Origin of the sequence: Yersinia aleksiciae (assembly GCF_001047675.1) — a bacterium.
GTDB classification, from domain to species: Bacteria; Pseudomonadota; Gammaproteobacteria; order Enterobacterales; family Enterobacteriaceae; genus Yersinia; species Yersinia aleksiciae.
Genome location: NZ_CP011975.1, coordinates 387,787 through 409,696, shown reverse-complemented (window position 1 = coordinate 409,696; position 21,910 = coordinate 387,787). Strand labels below are relative to the sequence as shown.

Genomic DNA, 21,910 nt, shown 5'->3' with positions numbered 1-21,910 from the left:
ACCTTACCCTCGCGGCCTCAACCGAGTCGGGCCGCAGGGCGGCGGCCCAACACCCGCGCCTTGCGCGAAATATTGCCCTGCGGGTCAACCTCCCGCGTCTTTCGGGCTGACGAGCCAGCGCGATTCGCAATCCATTGCTCAAGCGCGCTTTTCGCGGGCGTCCTGCCCGCTCACTCTACCCTCTCTCCTTGTCGGCAATATTCCTGATTGCGCCTGACGTCAAAAGCCAATTCAAAACCCTGTTTTTAGGTTTTGAAGTTAAAAGCACATTTGAGCTGCCGAGTGAAGAGTGAAGAGTGAAGGTAGGAAGGGGTCAGGTTTCGGTTGATAGGCGTTCAGTGATCACCTTACCCTCGCGGCCTCAACCGAGTCGGGCCGCAGGGCGGCGGCCCAACACCCGCGCCTTGCGCGAAATATTGCCCTGCGGGTCAACCTCCCACGTCTTTCGGGCTAACGAGCCAGCGCGATTCGCAATCCATTGCTCAAGTGCGCTTTTCGCGGGCGTCCTGCCCGCTCACTCTACCCTCTATCCTTGTCGGCAATATTCCTGATTGCGCTCAACGTCAAAGGCCAAAAACCATGGGGTTGATCTTGATGTTAAAAGCACATTTGAGCTGCCGAGTGAAGAGTGAAGGTAGGAAGGGATCAGGTTTCGGTTGATATTTGTTCAGTGTTCACCTTACCCTCGCGGCCTCAACCGAGTCGGGCCGCAGGGCGGCGGCCCAACACCCGCGCCTTGCGCGAAATATTGCCCTGCGGGTCAACCTCCCGCGTCTTTCGGGCTGACGAGCCAGCGCGATTCGCAATCCATTGCTCAAGCGCGCTTTTCGCGGGCGTCCTGCCCGCTCACTCTACCCTCCATCCTTGTCGGCAATATTCCTGATTGCGCTCAACGTCAAAGGCCAATTCAAAACCCTGTTTTTAGGTTTTGAAGTTAAAAGCACATTTGAGCTGCCGAGTGAAGAGTGAAGAGTGAAGGTAGGAATGGATCAGGTTTCGGTTGATAGGCGTTCAGTGACTACCTAACCCTCGCGGCTTCAACCGAGTCGGGCCGCAGGGCGGCGGCCCAACACCCGCGCCTTGCGCGAAATATTGCCCTGCGGGTCAACCTCCCACGTCTTTCGGGCTAACGAGCCAGCGCGATTCGCAATCCATTGCTCAAGCGCGCTTTTCGCGGGTGTCCTGCCCGCTCACTCTACCCTCTATCCTTGTCGGCAATATTCCTGATTGCGCTCAACGTCAAAGGCCAAAAACCATGGGGTTGATCTTGATGTTAAAAGCACATTTGAGCTGCTGAGTGAAGAGTGAAGGTAGGAAGGGGGCAGGTTTCGGTTGATAGGCGTTCAGTGACTACCTAACCCTCGCGGCTTCAACCGAGTCGGGCCGCAGGGCGGCGGCCCAACACCCGCGCCTTGCGCGAAATATTGCCCTGCGGGTCAACCTCCCACGTCTTTCGGGCTAACGAGCCAGCGCGATTCGCAATCCATTGCTCAAGCGCGCTTTTCGCGGGCGTCCTGCCCGCTCACTCTACCCTCCATCCTTGTCGGCAATATTCCTGATTGCGCCTGACGTCAAAAGCCAATTCAAAACCCTGTTTTTAGGTTTTGAAGTTAAAAGCACATTTGAGCTGCCGAGTGAAGAGTGTCGCAAGGGCAACCCGCCATGGACGGCGGGTTGAGGTGTGCTTGAGCAATGGATTGCGAATCACACCGTCCCGCCAGCGATATGATGAGCCGAGGGTACCCACGAAGTGGGCAAGCGATACGTGCGCTAGCGCAGGGGTTCCAAGGGGGTTACGCGCTTGTAACCCCCTTGGCGGTTGTGGCGTTAGAGGCCAAATAAACGCCGATCTCATGTCAACCGAACCGATCACCGAGTCGACTACCAACCGAAACCAGATCCTATCTCACGTCAACCGAACCGATCACCCATCTATCCTCACCCTAATCACCTCTTCCTCTAATTGCGCTCAAGGCTAAAGGAAGACCAAACCAATTCAAAACTCACCCCAAAACTCATTTTGGTGCAGGCTCTGGGGTGGTTTTCTGTTTTTCTTCCGCCAGTCGGTGTTCTAACTCGACGAGTTGTTCGGGCGAGACTGCGGGGTAACCTTGGGCATCATCCGGTATGACGTGGACTGCCGGAATAGGGATGAGTGGTCCTAGGAAGCGAGGTTCGCGTTTTAGGACGTAGAGATCCGATAGTGCGCCGAGGCGGGCGAAGATTTCGCGGACTCGAACGTTGAGCATATCTTTTGGCGATGGTACAGCGAAACACTGCGCCTGGATTCCCATATACTGGGCGATAAACAGCGCCCGTTCGCAGTGGAAGCGTTGGGTAATGATAATAAAATCATTGGTATCAAAGACTTTACGTGTGCGGACAATGGAGTCCAAGGTGCGGAAACCGGCATAATCCAGAACGATATCAGAGGGTGGGACACCGGCGGCGATCAAATCACGGCGCATGGTCATCGGCTCGTTATAACTGTGCAGGGCGTTGTCGCCACTGAGCAGTAAGTAGCTAACCTTGCCGCTGTTATAAGCGTTTAGCGCACCTTGAATGCGATATTGATAAAACTGATTAATGACACCAGTACGATAGTATTTGGCGGTGCCTAGTACCACGCCAACCTGTCGGTGGGGCAAATCTTGTAGCTCGTCATAGATATAGGGGGCAGTTTTCCAACTGATCCAGCGATCGAGCGCAATAGCTGTGACCATCAGCAACCCTGCGATGGTAATTAAGCTAATAATCAGGCGTTTCCACATTCTCTGGCCTTCGATGCATTCAACTCACTGGTGATAATGGCAAGGCTACTGTACCTTTTCATGTTGCGCAATACATATCCCCTTCGTCCTTGAAGCTACAGCGTTGTTAGCTGCGCTCGCTCACCCGAATCACTGACCTGAGTCAGCTCATCGGGATTCACTCACTGGCTGCCTAGCTGTAACGCCAATGACTTTGGGGATATCTTCGTTCTTGTTCTTACAGGGACGGCCCACGTGAAAACGTAGGCCGGATTAGGTTTAGAACGAGGTGCGTTTATAGGTGCGGTACTGAGGTTGCCAGTAGTTATGCTCAATGGCTTTCGCCAGTGCTTCTTCTGAGGTCACAATGGCGACACCTTGCAACTGCGCTGCTTTGCCGACTTGCATGGCAATGGTTTTTGAAACGGCCTGAATATCGTCGATATTGGGCAGTAACGCGCCTTCGCCGTTAAGCGCCAGCGGTGAACACTCAGCCAATGCGCGACTGGCAGCCATCAACATACCGTCGGTGACACGTTTGGCACCGGATGCCAGCACACCTAAGCCAATACCGGGGAAGATATAGGAGTTGTTGCACTGCGCAATCGGATAGAGCTTCTCTTTATAGCTAACCGGTGAGAATGGGCTACCGGTGGCGACCAGCGCGGCACCATCGGTCCAGTTAATGATATCTTCTGGCCGAGCTTCAACCCGCGATGTCGGGTTAGACAGTGGCATCACAATGGGCCGTGGGCAGTGTTGGTGCATCTCGCGGATCAACTCTTCCGTAAACAGCCCCGGCTGACCTGAAACGCCAATCAGCACGGTTGGTTTGGCATTGCGCACCACATCCAGCAGTGAAATGGAGTCACTGGTGAGATTCCAGTTTTGCAGCGCATCACTTTTTTGTACCAATTTGCTTTGGAAAGCCAACAAATTCGGCAGCTTGTCGGTCAGCAGGCCGAAGCGGTCGACCATAAAGACTCGCCCACGTGCTTGTTCTTCACTCAGGCCTTCTGAAATCATCTGCGCGATAATCTGTTCTGCAATACCGCAACCCGCAGAACCTGCCCCAAGGAAGGTGACGGTTTGGTCGCGTAACTGGCTGCCTGCCGCATGGCTGGCGGCAATCAGGCTGCCGAGGGTCACTGCTGCTGTACCTTGAATATCATCGTTGAAGCAGCACAGTTCATCACGGTAGCGGTTCAGTAGCGGGGTCGCATTGTTCTGGGCGAAGTCTTCAAACTGTAACAGCACATTTGGCCAGCGACGTTTTACTGCCTGAATGAATTCATCCACGAAAGCATAATATTCGTCACCGGAAATACGCGGGTGACGCCAGCCCATATACAGCGGGTCATTCAGGCGCTGTGGGTTGTTGGTGCCAACATCTAATACCACTGGCAATGTATAAGCTGGGCTGATGCCACCACACGCGGTATACAGTGACAGTTTACCGATTGGAATACCCATGCCGCCAATGCCCTGATCGCCAAGGCCAAGAATACGTTCACCGTCGGTCACAACGATCACTTTAACGTTTTGCTTGGTGGCGTTTTGCAGCATATCGTCAATGTGTTCACGATTTGGGTAAGAGATAAATAACCCGCGCGCACGGCGATAAATATCCGAAAAGTGTTCACATGCTTCGCCAACCGTTGGCGTGTAGATAATCGGCATCATCTCGCTGAGATGCGCTTCCAGCAGGCGATAAAATAGGGTTTCGTTGGTGTCTTGGATATTGCGCAGATAGATATGCTTATCGTCGTCGTTTTTGAAATCCTGATACTGGCGGTAGGCACGCTCTGCTTGTTCTTCAATGGTTTCAACCGCTTCCGGCAATAAGCCGTGCAGATTGAAATGGCTGCGTTCATCATTGGTGAAGGCGCTGCCTTTGTTCAGCAGAGGGAATTCTAACAGGATAGGGCCGGCGTAGGGGATATAGAGGGGGCGTTTACTTTCGTATTCAAGTTCCATGAATTTTACTCTTAGACGTTATCAGGTAGTTACCCCGATCCTAAAAGATACGAGAAATATGTACAGCTTTTGTTAGTTAAATATGTCGGTCACAGGCAGAAATGCGAGTCATCTTGCAGATTTAGTTATTAGCGGCGGGAATGTGTTGTTTGGTGAACTGGGGCTAACGATATAACCCCAGCAAATTAGCTTTTGTTAGCTTAAAAATGATTAAGTTAAAAAGTGACGCGGTTGACGTCTGAGCAACCTAAGGCCGCCAGTGTTGCATTAGTGGCATCCCACTGACTTAACATCGCGTTATTACCTTCGACCAGCACTCCGCGGCGAATCGCGCCACAATCTTTGCCGGACAGATTCGTCAGAATCAATGCTGCTTGCAGTGGTGGCAGGCTTGGGTTGAACGCCGCGTTTTCAGCATAACGGCCCGTGTAAATCGTGCCATCAGTCAGTTCGACGGCAACACCGCTGTGAGAGAGGCTGTAAGGCGCATGGCTATGGTTGGCACCATGAAGTGCGGCTTGGGTCAGAGGGTCAGTTTCTGCCACTGAGTAACCGTGATCTACCGGATCCATCAGCAGGGTGGTGATCGCCAGATCTTTCGGGCCGAAGGCATCCGGCAGATAGTGGCCCAACGTAGACGCAGGGCGGCCTGGCAGATGAATATGTAAATCAGTGCCACTGTTCAGCTCATTCATAAACTGGCGGCAATGGCCACAAGGCGTGTAATTGACGGTGATGGATACCAGACCGGCTTCGCCACGGAGCCAGGCGTGAGTGACTGCACACTGCTCGGCATGGATGGTTTGCTGCAATGGCGCACCACTGAACTCCATATTGGCGCCGAAATAGAGATTGCCGCTTTTCCCGCGAGCAATGGCACCGACCATAAAGTGGGATATGGGGGTGAGTGCGCAAGCGGCAGCCAGAGGTAACAAGGCGAAAGCCAGCGCATCGTCATCTAACCCACTGATCTCTTTTACCGTTTTCACTTGCTCGGCGGTCAGCATGGCAGGGAAATCGTTTGCGCTCAGAATAGGTTCAAGTGCGGATTGCAGTGCAGCGGGCAGCTCAGCCCAAGGGGCGTGAAAACGTGCTTGCATGGGATTTTCTCCAATTGTAACGGGAAGCTATTTTAGGCAGCTTAGCAGGCTATTGGTGTGACGCAGATCCCGTTATATATGAAATTTATGCAAGTAAAATGACTAATGAGAGATGTATCTCAAATTTATGCGCTAATTTTGGTGATTTACCGCCGTCAGAGACGTGCAATCAACCGAATAGATGCAGCAGCACTGGGAATAAAAACGGCGCCACCAAAGAGGTGATGATCCCGCAGATAACCAGTGCCAGCGAGCTAAATGCACCTTCCTGATAGTCCAATTCAGCACAGCGGGCGGTACCCAGAGCATGGGAAGCCGTTCCCATCGCCAAACCCCGTGAGGCTTTGGTGGTGATTTTCAATAAATTCAGCAAGCTGTGACCAAATACTGCCCCCAGAATACCGACGAAAATCACGCATACCGCACTGATGGCTGGCAAGCCATGAATGGATTCGGCTACTGCCATGGCGATAGGGGTCGTCACGGATTTAGGTAATACCGACGCGGCAATCTCGGGTGTCGCCCCCATCCACAGGGCCACGGCGGTGCCACTGACCATGGCAGTGATACTGCCGATAAAACAGATGGTTATGATGGATTTCCAGCGCGCGCGAATTTGATGTAACTGTTCATATAGCGGGAAAGCCAGGGCCACCACCGCAGGTTGTAGCAGGTCATTCAGGACTTTGCTGCCGGCAAAATAGCTGGCGTAGGGCATGTGGGTGACTAACAGCAATGGAATGATCACAACCATAGATATTAGCAATGGGTTAAGCAGCGGTATTTTCAGCCAGCGGGCCAGATAGCGAGCGCCGAAGAAGACAATTAGGGTCAGCGGCAGTGACCACCATAAGTTGCTGATCATTTGTCCTCCTCGTTATGAGTTGGAGAACCGATAACTTTGCGTTCGCGGTGGACATAATGTGAGCTATACGCCACCACTAACATCACGATCAGGGTACTGACAAAGCAGGAGACTACAATGGGGCCAAATTGCTTGGTGAGCTGATCGTAGTACTGCATCACGCCGACACCGATCGGGACAAACAGCAGCGCCATGTAGCGGATCAGTATGCGGCAGCCGGGTTTGACCCAGGTTGAGGGCAAAATTTGCGATGCCAGCAGGGTAAACAGAATCAGCATCCCGATGATACTGCCGGGGATGGTGATGGGCAGTAGCAAGGCCACAAATTTACCGACCCATAGGCACAGGTAAATAATGGCGAAAGCCCGCAAGTACTGCCAGCAAAGTGAAGTCACATTGCGCATAGAGAGGGTCCTGAGTTACGGAATACATTCATCATACAATTAACTTCGATTATGTGCTAGCCATCACACTATGAATAATATACCCGTCATCTATCAAACACTGCATCTTGCCATTATTGGGTGGGCTCTGATACCTGATGTGATTGCGTGGCCTGTGCTTTGGCGAGCAGATAGCCGCGATAGAAAAAGGCCAGCCCCAAAATAGCCGCGATAATCAGCATAGAGAACATCATTTGCGGTGCGGCATAAGCTAACAAGAAGCCACAAAGCACTGGGTTAACAGCCCCACCCAGTTGACCGAGATTCTGCGCCCCATAGTAACTGCCTTTAAGGTTCGCTGGCGCAATAAAATCGATAAACAGGTATTCGACCGGAATAACAATAATCTCGCCCAATGAGAAAATCGCCATTGCCAGCATCCATAACGGGATTGAATCCTGAGCGACCATAAACCCGAGCAAACCGATGATAAAGAACAGGGTGCCGAGCATCAACCAGCGCATTAAATTCTGCTGGTTCATACGGCGGCTCAATAGGTATTGCAGGGTGATCACAATCACAGCATTCACGGTCATGACTGCACCAATCACCTGATAGGCAAATTGGGCGTCGGCAACGGTAATCAGATATTGCGATAAATAACCGGAGAACTGGCCGAAGACAATCGCGCTGAACATACCACCAAGGGTGAAATAAATCAGCCGCTTATCGCTACGCATGATGCGAAATGTTTGGCGAAAATCAGGCGGGGATTCAGTGAGTCCGGGTTCAGAAACTGACATATCGGCGCTGCTAATTCTGAATTTTAGGACGATAGCAACCAGTAACGCCAGTACGCCTGAAATGATAAATGGCACTTGCGGGCCGATGTTGACCACCAACATCCCTAATACCGGGCCGACCGCCCAACCGACATTGACTAGTGTGTAGTTGGCGGAAAAGGCTTTGATGCGTTCGTTGACTGGCAGCCAGTCGGCAAAGCAGGCTTTAATGGCGATAACATAGACCGAGTAAGCCGAGTGCAGCAGGGCCAAAATCAAGATAATCCAGGCTGGATGTTCGATCCACGGCAGTGTAAAGAAGGTGGCCGCAAAGAGCGTAATTGCCAGCAAGATCAACCGCTTTTTATTGAATTTATCCACCAGGTAGCCGCCATACAGGCTAGCGAAAATACCCAAGGTCAAACTCGCCCCTAGCACTAGCCCAACCTTATCCGGTGCCAATTGAAAATGCTCGGCAAGATAGATGGTGATAAAGGGCAGGGTAACGGCTCGGCCAATGGTTAACACCAGCGAAGCAATCAGCAAATTGGTGACACGCGATGGAAATCCTTTCATGGTATTTTCTTTTTTTTAATTATTTGGATAACAAACTGTTTTTATGCGGTTTTTCTAATAAAAATGGCACTCGCACAGTATGACGATGGCAGCTCGACCCATTACATTAGACTATTGCGGCGAGAAGAGAGAGGGGGGCGCGGAAATATATTTTGCAAACAGTAGACCTGCCAGTAATAAGCATGCCCAAAGTCAATGGCGTTGCAGGTCGGTAGCAAGCGAGGACACCCCGATGAGCTGACTCAGGTCAGTGATTCGAGTGAGTGCAGGTTGCTAACCTCCCTGCAACGTCAAGGGAAAAGGGGATTTTTAACCTAAGTACTCGATGATCGATAACCCACCATTATAATCGGTGCTGTAGATAATCCCTTGTGCATCAACAAATACATCACATGACTGAATGACTTGCGGGCGACCGGGGCGCTTGTCCACCATTTTTTCCGGCGCTGCGGGGACCAAAGCCCCAGTTTCCTTCGGCTGGTAGGGGTTGCTGATGTCATAAGCACGGACACCGGCATTTTGGTAAGTGGCAAAAATCAGTGATGAGCTGATAAAACTGCCCGGACGATTTTCATGCAGATTATGTGGGCCAAAATGTGCACCTTTTTTCACATAATCCCGCTCATCGGGTACCGGGAAGGTTGAAATACTCACCGGATTGCTGGGTTCGCGAATATCGAACAGCCAGATATGCTTCTCACCATCTTCCTGATTATCCAGCACCGCTTCATCCAGTACCACTAACAGATCGCGGTCGGGCAGTGGTAGTGCGGTATGGGTGCCGCCGCCAAAAGGTGGGCTCCAGTTACGATGGCTAATCAGTTTAGGCTGGTGTCGGTCACTGACATCCAATAGGGTCAGTCCGCCATCACGCCAGCTGCCATAGGCCGTGTCACCACTGATAATGGCATGATGCAGTGCGTAGCGTTTGCCCTCTGGCCAGCTGGCTTGCTCACCGGCGGCAGTATGCATACCGGGCAACGCATAACGGCCTGCAACCTGGGGATTTTGTGGATCAGCCAGATCAATGGTCAGGAAGATATAATCACTGTAGCCATCGAGTAGCGCAGAAACATAGGCCCAGCGCCCACCGACGTACCAGATGCGGTGAATTCCGATGCCATCAAGTGGCAAGAAGCTGATTTCACGCGGTTTATCCGGTGTCGAGATATCAAAAATACGTAATCCGGCACTCCAGCTACGGCCTTCCTGACGGGTGCTGACGGTTTGTGCCACTGAGCGGGTGTAATACACTTTTTCTTCGGCAAAACTGGCGTCAGCAAACAGGTCGCGGGCGTTAATCACCAGTAATAGGTCATCATGGGTTTGTAAGTGCACGTTCCAGGTATTGGCGGGAGAGGCGATAAAACCAGCAGGGCGAGGATTTTTCGCGTCCCGTACATCAATAATGGATACCCCTTGTGACACCATATGGCCGATATAGGCGTAGCCACGATGTACCATGACTTGCACACCGTCTGGTTTACCGCCCTGATCGCTATGACCAATCAGCCGCATATTGCGGCTGTATTCTGGTGTCGGCAAGATTCCTTGCGTTGCCATCTATTTCACTCCTAGTCGATTAGCTTTACTGCGCGTTTTTAGCCGCCAGGGTGGCAAACCAAGGTGAGTTGAAGTCATCAGACTGGCCCCAGCCCGGAATGATTTTACTCAAACCTGCCACGTTTACCGGGCCGGGTTGGCTGGCTAGCAAGGCTTGCGGAATGGAGGCGGCGCGGAACTCATAGCTGGCAGGTGTGGCTTCACCTGCAATTTTCTTGGCAATCAGACGCAAGTTCACCGCACCGATCAGTTTAGGGTCTACGGCGACACTGACTTTCCACGGGCTATTGGCTTCACGCATCAGTTGCAAATCCTGATTCGAGATATCAATGCTATACAGTTTGATTTCGGTCCGGCCATTCTCCTGTAAGGCTTTATAGGCACCTTGAGAAAATGCATCCCACGTACCCCAGATTGCATCAATCTTGCCTTTCGGGTATTTCGCCAAAACTGCACCGACTTTATTGGCGGTATCACCTTGAACATCTGAAGAGACAGCACCGATCGACTCCAGCTCATTAATGCCCGGATTCTGTTTCAGTAGCGCTTGGTAAGCCGCCTGACGGCGCTCCATCGGTGGGAAGCCAGCGACCCACAGTTTGATGATATTGGCTTTGCCATTGAAGTCTTTGACCAATTGGCCGAAGGATTCATTGGTGAGGGAAGCATCATCCTGCTGAGTCACAGTCAAGCCAGGGATCTCGCCTTGGATCGCGGTGTCAAATACGGAAACTGCAATGCCGCTGGCCGCAATGCGTTTCACCAGCTCAGTTGAGTAAGGATCACGGCCCTGAGAAAGAATAATGCCGTCATATTTTTGACTGATGGCTTGATTCACGAAGTCCTGAAAACGGGCGTCATCGCCGTTGCTCAAGAAAGTATCCACTTTGAAGCCGAGCTTTTTGCCCTCTTTCAAAACGCCAGAGAGAAACTGTGTGGTGTTGTCGTCTGAACCCAAATTACGGATGACCGCGATTTTAATCTGCCCTTGATGTTTGGCGATAGCATCAGGGATCGGGGCTAACGTGGCGGTGTCCGCAGCGAATACCGGCAGTGCCGTCAGCAGGCTCAGGGCCAGTAAAGGGGAAGCAATTTTTTTCATCCGGAACTCCGTCATGGTGTCGATAAGTTATGCAATGTGTGTGTGCTGCTGTCTTTGTTATAGCTATCTTTGTGTCTAGACGTCTATCTGTCTCTGTACAGCATCATAACCATAACTTTTTTGATAAGGAATTAACTTTGTTATGAATTTTTGGATCGCGTTATATCTTTTAGTTTGGATGGCTTAAATAAGCGGTAAAGATGAGGGCAGGGGAGACTCAAGGGGCGGGTGACGGGAGCCACTGATAACCATGGCGGGAAGAGGCAAAAAAAATGCCGATCAGGTTTCCCTCATCGGCATAATGATAGAATCACTTTATTTTACTTCACTTGCATACCCGGCTGAGCACCAGCGTCTGGGCTGAGCAGGAAGATATCCTTGCCACCAGGGCCTGCTGCCATCACCATACCTTCAGAAATACCGAAGCGCATTTTGCGTGGAGCCAAGTTGGCCACCATCATGGTCAAACGCCCTTCCAACACTTTTGGATCAGGGTACGCCGAGCGAATACCGGAGAATACCTGACGGGTTTCGCCACCAATATCCAGTGTCAGTTTCAGTAACTTATCCGAGCCTTCGACAAATTCGGCTTGTTGAATCAGCGCGATACGCATATCCACTTTAGCAAAATCATCGAAACTGATAACTTCCTGAATCGGGTCATCGGCTAATGGGCCCGTTGCCACCACGGCTGCGGCCATATCTTCTTTAGAAGAGGCAACCATCTCGTTCACCTTGTCCAAATCGATACGGTTAAACAGCGCTTTAAAGGCACTAATCTGATGGCCCAGCAGCGGTTGTTCAATGCTATCCCACGTCAATTCGGTATTGAGGAAAGCCTCAGTACGCTCATTGAGGGCTGGCAATACCGGTTTCAGATAAGTCATCAGCACGCGGAACAAGTTGATGCCCATGGAGCAGATGGCTTGCAGCTCGGCATCTCGGCCCTCTTCTTTCGCCACTACCCACGGTGCTTGCTCATCAATATAGCGGTTGGCAACATCAGCCAGCGCCATGATTTCACGGATGGCTTTACTTGATTCACGGCTGTTATAGGCATCAGCAATGCTGACAGCCGCATCAGTGAAGGTTTTATACAGCGCTGGGTCTGCCAACTGGTCGGCTAACTTGCCCGCAAAACGTTTGTTGATAAAGCCGGCGTTACGGGAGGCCAGATTCACCACTTTGTTGACGATGTCGGCGTTAACGCGCTGGACGAAATCTTCCAGATTCAAATCGATATCATCAATGCGGGAAGAGAGCTTCGCGGCATAGTAATAACGTAGGCAATCTGCATCCAGATGCTTCAGGTAAGTGCCTGCTTTGATGAATGTGCCACGGGATTTCGACATTTTTGCGCCGTTTACCGTGACATAACCATGGACGAACAGGTTGGTGGGCTTGCGGAAGTGACTGCCTTCCAGCATCGCCGGCCAGAACAGGCTATGGAAGTAAACGATGTCTTTACCGATGAAGTGATATAGATCGGTTTCAGAGCCTTCACGCCAGAACTCATCAAAGTCCAAATCACCCCGTTTGTCACACAGGTTTTTAAATGCGCCCATGTAACCGATAGGGGCATCTAGCCACACGTAGAAATATTTACCCGGCGCATCCGGCACTTCAAAACCGAAATAGGGCGCGTCGCGCGTGATATCCCACTGTTGCAGACCTGATTCAAACCACTCCTGCATTTTGTTGGCCACTTGCTCTTGCAGTGCGCCGGAGCGTGTCCAGGCTTGCAGCATGTCGCTGAACGCAGGCAGATCGAAGAAGAAATGCTCAGATTCGCGCATCACTGGTGTCGCACCGGAGACGGCAGATTTCGGATCGATAAGTTCAGTCGGGCTGTAAGTCGCGCCGCAGACTTCGCAGTTATCGCCGTATTGATCTGGCGCTTTACACTTAGGACAGGTGCCTTTAACAAAACGATCGGGCAGGAACATGCCTTTCTCAGGATCATAGAGCTGAGAAATTGTGCGATTTTTGATATAGCCGTTTGCCTTCAGGCGGCTGTATATCAGGCTCGACAGTTCACGGTTTTCATCACTGTGGGTGGAGTGATAGTTATCATAACTGATAGCGAAACCGGCGAAATCCTGTTGGTGCTCCTGGCTCATTTCGGCGATCATCTGCTCCGGTTCGATACCCAGTTGCTGAGCTTTCAGCATGATTGGGGTGCCGTGAGCATCATCTGCACAGATAAAATGAACCTGGTTGCCGCGCATTCGCTGGAAACGGACCCAGATGTCTGCCTGGATGTGCTCGAGCATGTGGCCGAGATGAATAGAACCGTTAGCGTATGGTAGCGCGCACGTCACCAATATTTTTTTCGCGACTTGAGCCATAGTGGGAAATTGCTTTCTTTATGTCGATTAAAGGGTCTTTGATGTTAACCGATAAGCTGGTTTGCCGCTAGGGTAAGGCAGCAGGCATCTTGCCTTAAGTCATAACGAATACGTTTTCACCTATTTTCAGTCTATTTGGTTATGAACCTTGACGGTTATGTGGCCTGAGCCGATTTTCTCTCTATTCGGCCCACACAGGCGCTAATGAGTTCTGGTACACTATTGATATTATCCATAGGTTAATAACGATAAATTCAAGGAGCCGGGATGAGCCCTAAATCCCCTGAGCAGACCACCGCTGATCTGCTGCAATCACAAATTTCAAAGGTGCTTAGCGCCTTTACTCACCCAACCCTGCAAAAGGATCTCGGCACGCTGCGTGCCATCCATCACTGTGCTTTATTGGACAATGTGCTCCATATCGAGCTGGTGATGCCTTTTGCCTGGCAGTTTGGTTTTGACGTATTAAAGGAGACCGTCAGCGAAGAGCTGCTGGCTGTGACGGGCGCAAAAGCCATTGACTGGAAGTTGTCCCACAACATCACCACGCTGAAGCGCGCCAATGACCAGCCGGGCATCAAAGGGGTGCGTAATATTCTGGCGGTTAGCTCCGGCAAAGGCGGCGTAGGGAAATCGAGCACCGCGGTGAACCTGGCGCTGGCATTGGCGGAGGAGGGGGCGAAAGTCGGTATTCTGGATGCTGATATCTATGGCCCTTCGATCCCGAACATGCTGGGCACCATGAATCAGCGGCCAACCTCACCTGATGGTAAGCACATGGCTCCGATTATCGCCCATGGTCTGGCGACGAACTCTATCGGTTATCTGGTGACTGACGAGAACGCCATGGTGTGGCGCGGCCCAATGGCCAGTAAAGCTTTGATGCAGATGCTGCAAGATACCTTATGGCCGGATCTGGATTATCTGGTGATTGATATGCCGCCGGGTACCGGTGATATCCAACTGACACTGTCACAAAACATTCCGGTGACCGGCGCGCTGGTGGTGACCACCCCCCAAGACATCGCCTTGATCGATGCCATGAAGGGCATTGTGATGTTCGAGAAAGTTCATGTGCCGGTGTTGGGTATCGTGGAAAATATGAGCATGCATATTTGCAGTAATTGCGGCCATCTGGAGCCTATTTTTGGCACTGGCGGTGCAGAGAAACTGGCGCAGAAATACCATTGCAAGCTGTTGGGCCAAATCCCACTGCATATCTCACTGCGTGAAGACCTGGATCGTGGCGAACCTACTGTTGTGAGCCATCCTGACAGTGAGTTTGCGGACATTTATCGCCAGTTGGCATCCAATGTGGCCGCAGAAATGTACTGGCAAGGTGAAGCGATCCCAACCGAAATCTCATTCCGCGCAGTATAAGAGCGGCATTAGTTATATATCGACGTTGTTGGAATTGCAGCAGCCAACACCGCTGTAATTTCCAGTACGCAGGGATTACCCAAAGTTATTGGAATTACAGGTAGGCGGCAAACGAATGCGTCCCGATGAGCTGACACCAGTCAGTGATTCGGGCAAATGAGTGCAGCCAACACCGCTGTAATTTCAAGTACGCAGGGATTACCCAAAGTTATTGGAATTACAGGTAGGCGGCAAACGAATGCGTCCCGATGAGCTGACACCAGTCAGTGATTCGGGCAAATGAGTGCAGCCAACACCGCTGTAATTTCAAGTACGCAGGGTATAGGGCTGGCATCGAACTGGCTTACTCCTTATAATTGGCGCGCTCGAAGCACCTTGCGTGCTTTGTCTCCCCCTCACACTTCGTAATCAGGTCTTTAATTTTATGACTGACAAAGCACACCAGTGCGTCATTATTGGGATAGCAGGTGCCTCTGCCTCCGGGAAAAGTCTCATTGCCAGCACCTTGTATCGTGAATTGCGCGATCAAGTCGGTGACCAACATATCGGTGTCATCCCTGAAGATGGTTATTACAAAGACCAGAGTCATCTGTCGATGGAAGAGCGGGTTAAAACCAACTACGACCACCCTAGCGCCATGGACCACAACTTATTGCTGGAGCACTTGCAATCGTTGAAAGCGGGTAAGTCCGTTGAGCTGCCGCTTTACAGTTACACTGAACACACCCGCAAAAAAGAGACTGTCCATTTAGAACCGAAAAAAGTCATTATTCTGGAAGGGATCTTGCTGCTGACCGATATTCGCCTGCGTCAGGAGATGAACTTCTCAATCTTTGTCGACACCCCATTGGATATCTGTCTGATGCGCCGTATGAAGCGTGATGTTAATGAACGCGGCCGCTCGATGGACTCAGTGATGGCTCAATACCAGAAAACGGTACGACCAATGTTCCTGCAATTTATAGAACCTTCCAAACAATACGCTGACATTATTGTTCCGCGCGGCGGCAAGAACCGAATTGCGATCGATATTCTAAAAGCGAAAATCAGTCAGTTCTTTGAGTAATGTTCGTCTGGACCTTTGCTTCTTAATATGGCAGTTTTCGTAGTATGCAAGCTGTAACATGTGAATTTTGATGGAGATTTTAGCAATGAGACTGTGCGATCGTGACATAGAAGCCTGGCTGGACAGCGGTAAATTAGGTATTGATCCTCGTCCCCCGGTAGAACGTATCAATGGTGCCACGGTCGATGTTCGCTTAGGCAATCAGTTTCGTGTTTTCACCGGTCACACCGCGGCATTCATTGACTTAAGCGGCCCGAAAGATGAAGTCAGCGCCGCACTAGAGCGAGTCATGAGTGATGAGATCAATCTACCAGAAGGGGAGGCATTCTTCCTGCATCCGGGGGAGTTGGCGCTAGCGGTGACGTTGGAGTCAGTGACTATTCCCGATGATCTGGTCGGCTGGCTTGATGGCCGTTCTTCATTGGCCCGACTTGGGTTGATGGTACATGTGACGGCACATCGAATTGATCCCGGCTGGCAAGGCAAGATTGTGCTGGAGTTCTATAATTCAGGTAAATTGCCGTTGGCACTGCGCCCAGGAATGCTTATTGGCGCTCTGAGTTTTGAACCGCTCTCCGGTCCTGCGGCTCGCCCATATAATAGCCGTCAGGATGCAAAATACCGGGGTCAACAGGGCGCTGTGGCCAGTAGGATAGATAAGGACTAGCCATTTATTGCTGAATTTTCAGCCTGTTTAGACTTTTTAGCTTGTTTAGACAAGAGGATGTCATGAGACGATTGCTGACAACGTTAGTTATCCTGCTGGTTGTCATCGTGGCGGGAATGAGCGCATTAGTATTGTTAGTTAATCCTAATGATTTTCGCGCTTACATGGTCAAACAGGTAGAAAAGAAAAGTGGTTATCACCTACAACTGGAAGGTGACTTACGTTGGCATGTTTGGCCACAACTCAGCATCATTGTTGGCCGAACTGCACTGACCGCACCAGGTGCGACAGCGCCAGTTGTCAGCGCTGAGAACATGCGCCTCGATGTCAAACTGTGGCCGCTGCTGTCACATCAACTGGATGTAAAACAGGTGATGCTGAAAGGGGCTGTCATTCGCTTAACACCAGAGAGTGAGGCTCAACAGCTGCCTGGAGCTCCCGTCGCGCCATCCGGCAGTACGTCCGTCAATGAGCACCGCGCCTGGAAGCTCGATATCAATAAAGTCCAGATAGCTGATAGCCTGCTGATTTGGCAACGAACAGATAATGACCAGGTCAATGTCCGCGATCTCAATCTTGAACTGAAACAAGACGATCAGCGCCAAGTATATATCTCCCTCTCCAGCCGTGTTAATCGTAATCAGCGGGATGTCACTTTTTCCATGGTTGCGGATGCCGATATGCGCCATTACCCGCAGCAATTCAGCGCCAATATCAGCCAATTCACCTACAAATTGGAAGGTGCGGATATTCCTGTCGGTGGCGTGAGTGGTGAAGGGACATTACAAGCCAGCTATCAACATGATATTCAGCAACTATTGTTAAACCAACTGAGTTTCTCGGCTAATAACAACCAGTTGACGGGGAGTGCCAAAGCCACTCTGGGCGACGTCCCCGATTATGTCATCAATCTCGCAGCTGATAATCTCAATCTGGATACTATCTTTGGTTGGGAACCGAAAAGTGCCACCGTCAGTAAGGATACGGGCAAGCAGCCGACTGTAGCAGCTCCTGTTATCGCGATTCAAGCAGATGAAGATGTCGGGCAGGATTTGCAGGCGTTACGCGACTTCAACGCACAAATCTCGATCACTGCGAATAACCTGGTATATCGTGCGATTACCGTCAATCAATTGAATCTGCAAGGGTCAAATCAGCGCGGCGACGTACAAATTACCCGTTTAACTGGCAGTGGGTTGGGCGGTGATTTTTCGCTGCCTGGATCACTGGATGTGACAGGTAAGAAGGTGCTGGCAAGTGTCAAGCCCGTGATAAATCACATGGAACTGGGACCGGTGTTACAGGCTGCGGGTTTACCGGCAGTCATGACGGGTAAATTCTCCCTACAAGCGCAGTTGTCTGGGGATGGTCTCAACGTTGAGTCATTCAACCGCCGTTGGAAAGGTGATGCGCAGCTCAGCATGAATAATGCGCGGTTGGAAGGATTGAATATCCAGCAGCTTATTCAACAAGCGGTTACTCGCAGCTCAAGTGATATTAAAGGTCAAGACCGCTACGAGCGCTACACTGAGGTTAAAGAGCTGCAAGCGAATTTGGCCCTGAATCGTGGGGCGATGAAAATCAGTAATCTCACCGCGGATTCTGAGCTGATCTCCATTAAAGGTAGCGGGGCGCTTAATTTACCGGCACAACAATGTGATATGAACCTGGCTGTGCGGGTGCTGCAAGGTTGGAGTGGTCAAGATAACTTGGTCAAGCTATTACAAAATACGGATATTCCACTGCGTATATATGGGCCATGGACTCAGCTCAGCTACCAATTGAATGTCGAGCAACTGTTGCGTGGTGAATTACAGCAGCGCGCTAAAAAAGCACTCAACGACTGGGCGGAACGTAATCAGCAGAGTCGTGGTAGTAAGGATCTTAAAAAGCTGATCGATAAGCTTTAAAGTATTAATCATCCCCGATAGGTATCGCGGCTTATCGGGTTTTTTGTTATATCTGTGTTGTATTTTTGTTCGCCAATCTCGTTGTTCTAAACATAAAATTCTCCCTTCTGCTCACAAACTGATATTTGTTTCTAAAATCTCTGCGAATAATTGATAGATGTCATAAACTCGCCCATGGACTTTGGGCAGAGTGCAGAGCTATTTCTGCGTTTCAATAATAATAATGACTTATACCTGAAGTAATTGGCGCACCGCGAACAGGATTGCAGCGCCAAAAATACAGGGTATACACAGCAACAGGCGAGTATTCGGTGAGAGAGGCTATATGTTAGATCTTTTGATTGGGATTGTAGTGGCCGTTGGCGTAGGCCGCTATATCATTAAAGGCTATTCAGCAACAGGTGTGCTGATGGTCGGTGGTTTGCTGCTATTAATTATCAGCGCCTTGATGGGCAAAAACGTATTGCCAGCGAGTGCGACCTCAACGGGTTGGCGTGCGACGGATATCGTCGAGTATGTCAAAATCCTGCTGATGAGTCGTGGTGGCGATCTCGGCATGATGATCATGATGTTATGCGGTTTTGCCGCTTATATGACACATATCGGGGCAAATGATGTCGTGGTCAAGATTGCGTCTAAACCACTGCAAATGATCAACTCCCCTTATTTACTGATGGTAGCGGCTTATATTGTGGCCTGCTTGATGTCTTTGGCGGTGTCATCTGCAACGGGGCTAGGCGTGCTGTTAATGGCGACACTGTTCCCGGTCATGGTCAATGTGGGCATCAGTCGTGGTGCGGCAGCGGCAATTTGCGCCTCACCCGCGGCAATTATTCTGGCTCCGACCTCAGGCGATGTAGTATTGGCGGCGAAAGCTTCTGAAATGCCACTGGTCGATTTCGCCTTTAAAACCACCTTACCCATCTCTATTGCCGCGATTGTCTGCATGGCTATCGCCCACTTCTTCTGGCAGCGCTATCTGGATAATAAAAGCCAGGAAAAGCATGAGATGATGGATGTCAACGACATCACCACTAATGCACCTGCCTTTTATGCCATTTTGCCTTTCACACCGATTATTGGTGTGCTGATCTTTGATGGCAAGTGGGGGCCAGAGCTGCATATCATCACCGTCTTGGTGATCTGTATGTTGGTTGCCGCTGTGATTGAGTTCATCCGCAGTTTCAGCGCAAAGACCGTATTTACCGGCCTTGAAGTCGCTTATCGCGGTATGGCTGATGCATTCGCCACAGTGGTGATGCTGTTGGTCGCCGCAGGGGTATTTGCACAGGGGCTCAGCACTGTTGGCTTTATCAGCGGCCTGATTGGATTGGCCCAATCTTTTGGTACCGGTGGCATTATTATGATGCTGGTACTGGTGGTGATCACTATGCTGGCGGCCATGACAACCGGTTCAGGTAATGCGCCGTTTTATGCATTCGTGGAATTGATCCCGAAACTGGCGGCCCAAATGGGTATAAATCCGGCCTATCTGGTTATCCCGATGCTGCAAGCCTCAAATTTGGGTCGGACTTTATCCCCAGTTTCGGGTGTTGTGGTAGCGGTAGCCGGTATGGCAAAAATATCACCTTTTGAAGTGGTGAAGCGCACTTCTGTGCCGGTGCTGGTGGGGCTGGTGGTGGTGATTGTGGCGACAGAAATTCTGGTGCCTGTGCACTTATAATATCGGTGGGCCCAATCATAAAGCCGGGAGCGATATGAACTACACTCCCAAAAAGCTGCCCGGCTTTTTTATCTGTTTTTTAGGCTTAATTTAACGGCCAGCCAACTACACTTCGTAATCAGGGTCTGGCGCTTTCAGCGGTGTTATCTTCACCTTCAAGATACGATGGCTGTTCACTTCCAGTGGCTCAAACAGATAGTCACCAATCTTCAGCTGTTCGCCCACCTCAGGTATTCGCTGGCTGTACTCCATCAATAATCCGGCCAAGGTGTGGTACTCGCGCTTATCATTGATCGGCAGTGGCAGATAGAGCACCAAATCTTCCAGTGGCATATAACCATTCGCAATCCAGCAGCCATCCTCAGTTTGCTGGATATCGTGGCGGGCATCCAATTCTTCACCTGCCACTGGCAGATTGCCGGCAATCGTCTCCATCACATCGGTCAGAGTAACCACCCCTTCGATGGAGCCGAACTCATCGACCACAAAGGCAAAGTGGGTCTGCGCCTGACGAAATTGTTCCAATGCCATCAGCAGTGAAACTTGTTCCGGGAAAATCAATGGCTGGTGAATTAGCGCCCGCAAATCGAGCTTTTCACCTGATAACTGCTGCTTCAATAAATCAATGACGTGAATAACACCCAGCGGCTCATCCGTTGAACTATCTTCAGTGACGACAATTCGCGTATGCAGATTTTTCGTCAGTAACTGAGTCAGCTTTTCCGGTGGATCGTTAAGGTCCAGATACTCAACATCATGGCGTGATGTCATGATGCTACTGACGGTACGCTGCGCCAGCCCCAATACCCGCTCGATCATCCGGCGTTCCTGCTCATTGAATACCTCCTGACCGCCACTGCTACTGTCTGCTATCAAGTTGGCGGTGTGGTTATCCAGCTCTGCCTCTTCGTGTTTGCCACTCAGCATGCGCAGCACGGCTTCTGCGGTTCTTTCACGTAGTGGACGTACCGTCGACAGGAAGCGACGACGATTGAATTGAGCAAACTGATTCAGTGATTCAATGATTACGGAGAAACCAATGGCGGCGTACAGATACCCTTTCGGAATATGGTAGCCAAAACCTTCAGCCACTAAGCTAAAACCGATCATCAGTAAGAAGCTCAAACACAGAATGACAATGGTTGGATGGGCATTCACGAAGCGAGTCAGTGGTTTGCTGGCCAATAACATCAGGCCAATCGCTATACAGACTGCCGCCATCATCACTGCGAGGTGATCCACCATACCGACGGCGGTAATCACCGAGTCGAGTGAGAATATGGCATCCAACACCACAATCTGCGCCACAACGGGCCAGAATCGCGCGCCTTTGCGTTGCTGGTTCTGCTGATGGTCCTTGCCCTCAAGGCGCTCATTAAGCTCCATGGTGGCTTTGAAGAGCAGGAATATCCCCCCGACGAGCATAATCAAGTCACGGGCACTGAATGGATGTCCAGAAAGAGTAACCAATGGAGTGGTTAATGTGGCTAACCACGAGATGCAGGCCAGTAGCACTAGGCGCATCAACAATGCGCAGAGTAAACCAGTGACTCTGGCTTTATCCCTTTGATGTCGAGGAAGTTTTTCTGCCAAAATGGCAATAAATATTAGGTTGTCAATACCCAATACAATTTCGAGCACAACCAGCGTTGCCAGCCCCGCCCAAATAGTAGGATCTGCGATCCATTCCATATATCCAATTTCACCTTTTATTTCTGAGAGTTATGTCACTTATGTGAATGATGGGCTCAAATCAT

At 50.7% G+C, this 21,910-nt stretch carries 15 protein-coding genes; 5 read left to right on the top strand and 10 right to left on the bottom strand.

Annotation, left to right across the window (positions count from 1 at the left end; genetic code table 11):
- Positions 1-2,015: 2,015 nt before the first annotated feature.
- The 9 genes from sanA to metG all read right to left on the bottom strand — a co-directional run bounded on the left by sanA (position 2,016) and on the right by metG (position 13,446).
- Complete coding sequence (gene sanA, locus ACZ76_RS02005; protein WP_048616326.1) at positions 2,016-2,771, bottom strand: outer membrane permeability protein SanA; 756 nt, start codon at positions 2,769-2,771, stop codon at positions 2,016-2,018.
- Between the two features lie 258 nt (positions 2,772-3,029).
- A complete protein-coding gene (locus tag ACZ76_RS02000) occupies positions 3,030-4,727 on the bottom strand; it encodes an NAD-dependent malic enzyme (RefSeq protein ID WP_048616324.1) in 1,698 nt (565 codons plus the stop codon).
- A gap of 215 nt (positions 4,728-4,942) precedes the next feature.
- Entirely contained in the window at positions 4,943-5,827 is an 885-nt protein-coding gene (gene cdd, locus ACZ76_RS01995; RefSeq protein ID WP_048616322.1) for a cytidine deaminase, read from the bottom strand.
- 169 nt (positions 5,828-5,996) lie between these two features.
- Positions 5,997-6,692, bottom strand: a complete 696-nt coding sequence (locus tag ACZ76_RS01990) for a CidB/LrgB family autolysis modulator (RefSeq protein ID WP_048616319.1) — start codon at positions 6,690-6,692, stop codon at positions 5,997-5,999.
- Complete coding sequence (locus ACZ76_RS01985) at positions 6,689-7,096, bottom strand: CidA/LrgA family protein (RefSeq protein WP_048616318.1); 408 nt, start codon at positions 7,094-7,096, stop codon at positions 6,689-6,691. Before ACZ76_RS01985 ends, ACZ76_RS01990 begins: the two co-directional genes overlap by 4 nt.
- 113 nt (positions 7,097-7,209) lie before the next feature.
- Complete coding sequence (locus ACZ76_RS01980; RefSeq protein ID WP_048616316.1) at positions 7,210-8,433, bottom strand: MFS transporter; 1,224 nt, start codon at positions 8,431-8,433, stop codon at positions 7,210-7,212.
- A 309-nt stretch (positions 8,434-8,742) separates the two neighbouring features.
- The gene (locus ACZ76_RS01975; protein WP_048616314.1) at positions 8,743-9,996 is read right to left on the bottom strand and encodes an LVIVD repeat-containing protein; all 1,254 of its coding nucleotides are present in this window, start codon (positions 9,994-9,996) and stop codon (positions 8,743-8,745) included.
- A gap of 25 nt (positions 9,997-10,021) precedes the next feature.
- A complete protein-coding gene (locus tag ACZ76_RS01970; protein ID WP_048616313.1) occupies positions 10,022-11,098 on the bottom strand; it encodes a sugar ABC transporter substrate-binding protein in 1,077 nt (358 codons plus the stop codon).
- Between the two features lie 320 nt (positions 11,099-11,418).
- Positions 11,419-13,446, bottom strand: a complete 2,028-nt coding sequence (metG, locus tag ACZ76_RS01965) for a methionine--tRNA ligase (protein ID WP_048616311.1) — start codon at positions 13,444-13,446, stop codon at positions 11,419-11,421.
- A 267-nt stretch (positions 13,447-13,713) separates the two neighbouring features.
- Between metG and apbC the strand changes: the two genes are divergently transcribed.
- The 5 genes from apbC to dcuC all read left to right on the top strand — a co-directional run bounded on the left by apbC (position 13,714) and on the right by dcuC (position 20,153).
- Entirely contained in the window at positions 13,714-14,826 is a 1,113-nt protein-coding gene (gene apbC / locus ACZ76_RS01960) for an iron-sulfur cluster carrier protein ApbC (RefSeq protein WP_048616309.1), read from the top strand.
- 424 nt (positions 14,827-15,250) lie between these two features.
- A complete protein-coding gene (udk, locus tag ACZ76_RS01955; protein ID WP_005277347.1) occupies positions 15,251-15,892 on the top strand; it encodes a uridine kinase in 642 nt (213 codons plus the stop codon).
- 85 nt (positions 15,893-15,977) lie between these two features.
- Positions 15,978-16,559 carry a dCTP deaminase gene (gene dcd / locus ACZ76_RS01950; RefSeq protein ID WP_032813097.1) on the top strand — a complete coding sequence of 194 codons (582 nt, stop codon included), beginning with the start codon at positions 15,978-15,980 and terminating at the stop codon, positions 16,557-16,559.
- 62 nt (positions 16,560-16,621) lie between these two features.
- The gene (asmA, locus tag ACZ76_RS01945; protein WP_048616307.1) at positions 16,622-18,469 is read left to right on the top strand and encodes an outer membrane assembly protein AsmA; all 1,848 of its coding nucleotides are present in this window, start codon (positions 16,622-16,624) and stop codon (positions 18,467-18,469) included.
- 325 nt (positions 18,470-18,794) lie between these two features.
- On the top strand, positions 18,795-20,153 hold the full coding sequence (gene dcuC / locus ACZ76_RS01940; protein ID WP_005277334.1) for an anaerobic C4-dicarboxylate transporter DcuC: 1,359 nt from the start codon (positions 18,795-18,797) through the stop codon (positions 20,151-20,153).
- Between the two features lie 105 nt (positions 20,154-20,258).
- Here dcuC and ACZ76_RS01935 read toward each other — a convergent pair whose 3' ends face one another.
- Complete coding sequence (locus tag ACZ76_RS01935; protein ID WP_048616305.1) at positions 20,259-21,845, bottom strand: TerC family protein; 1,587 nt, start codon at positions 21,843-21,845, stop codon at positions 20,259-20,261.
- Positions 21,846-21,910 lie beyond the last annotated feature (65 nt).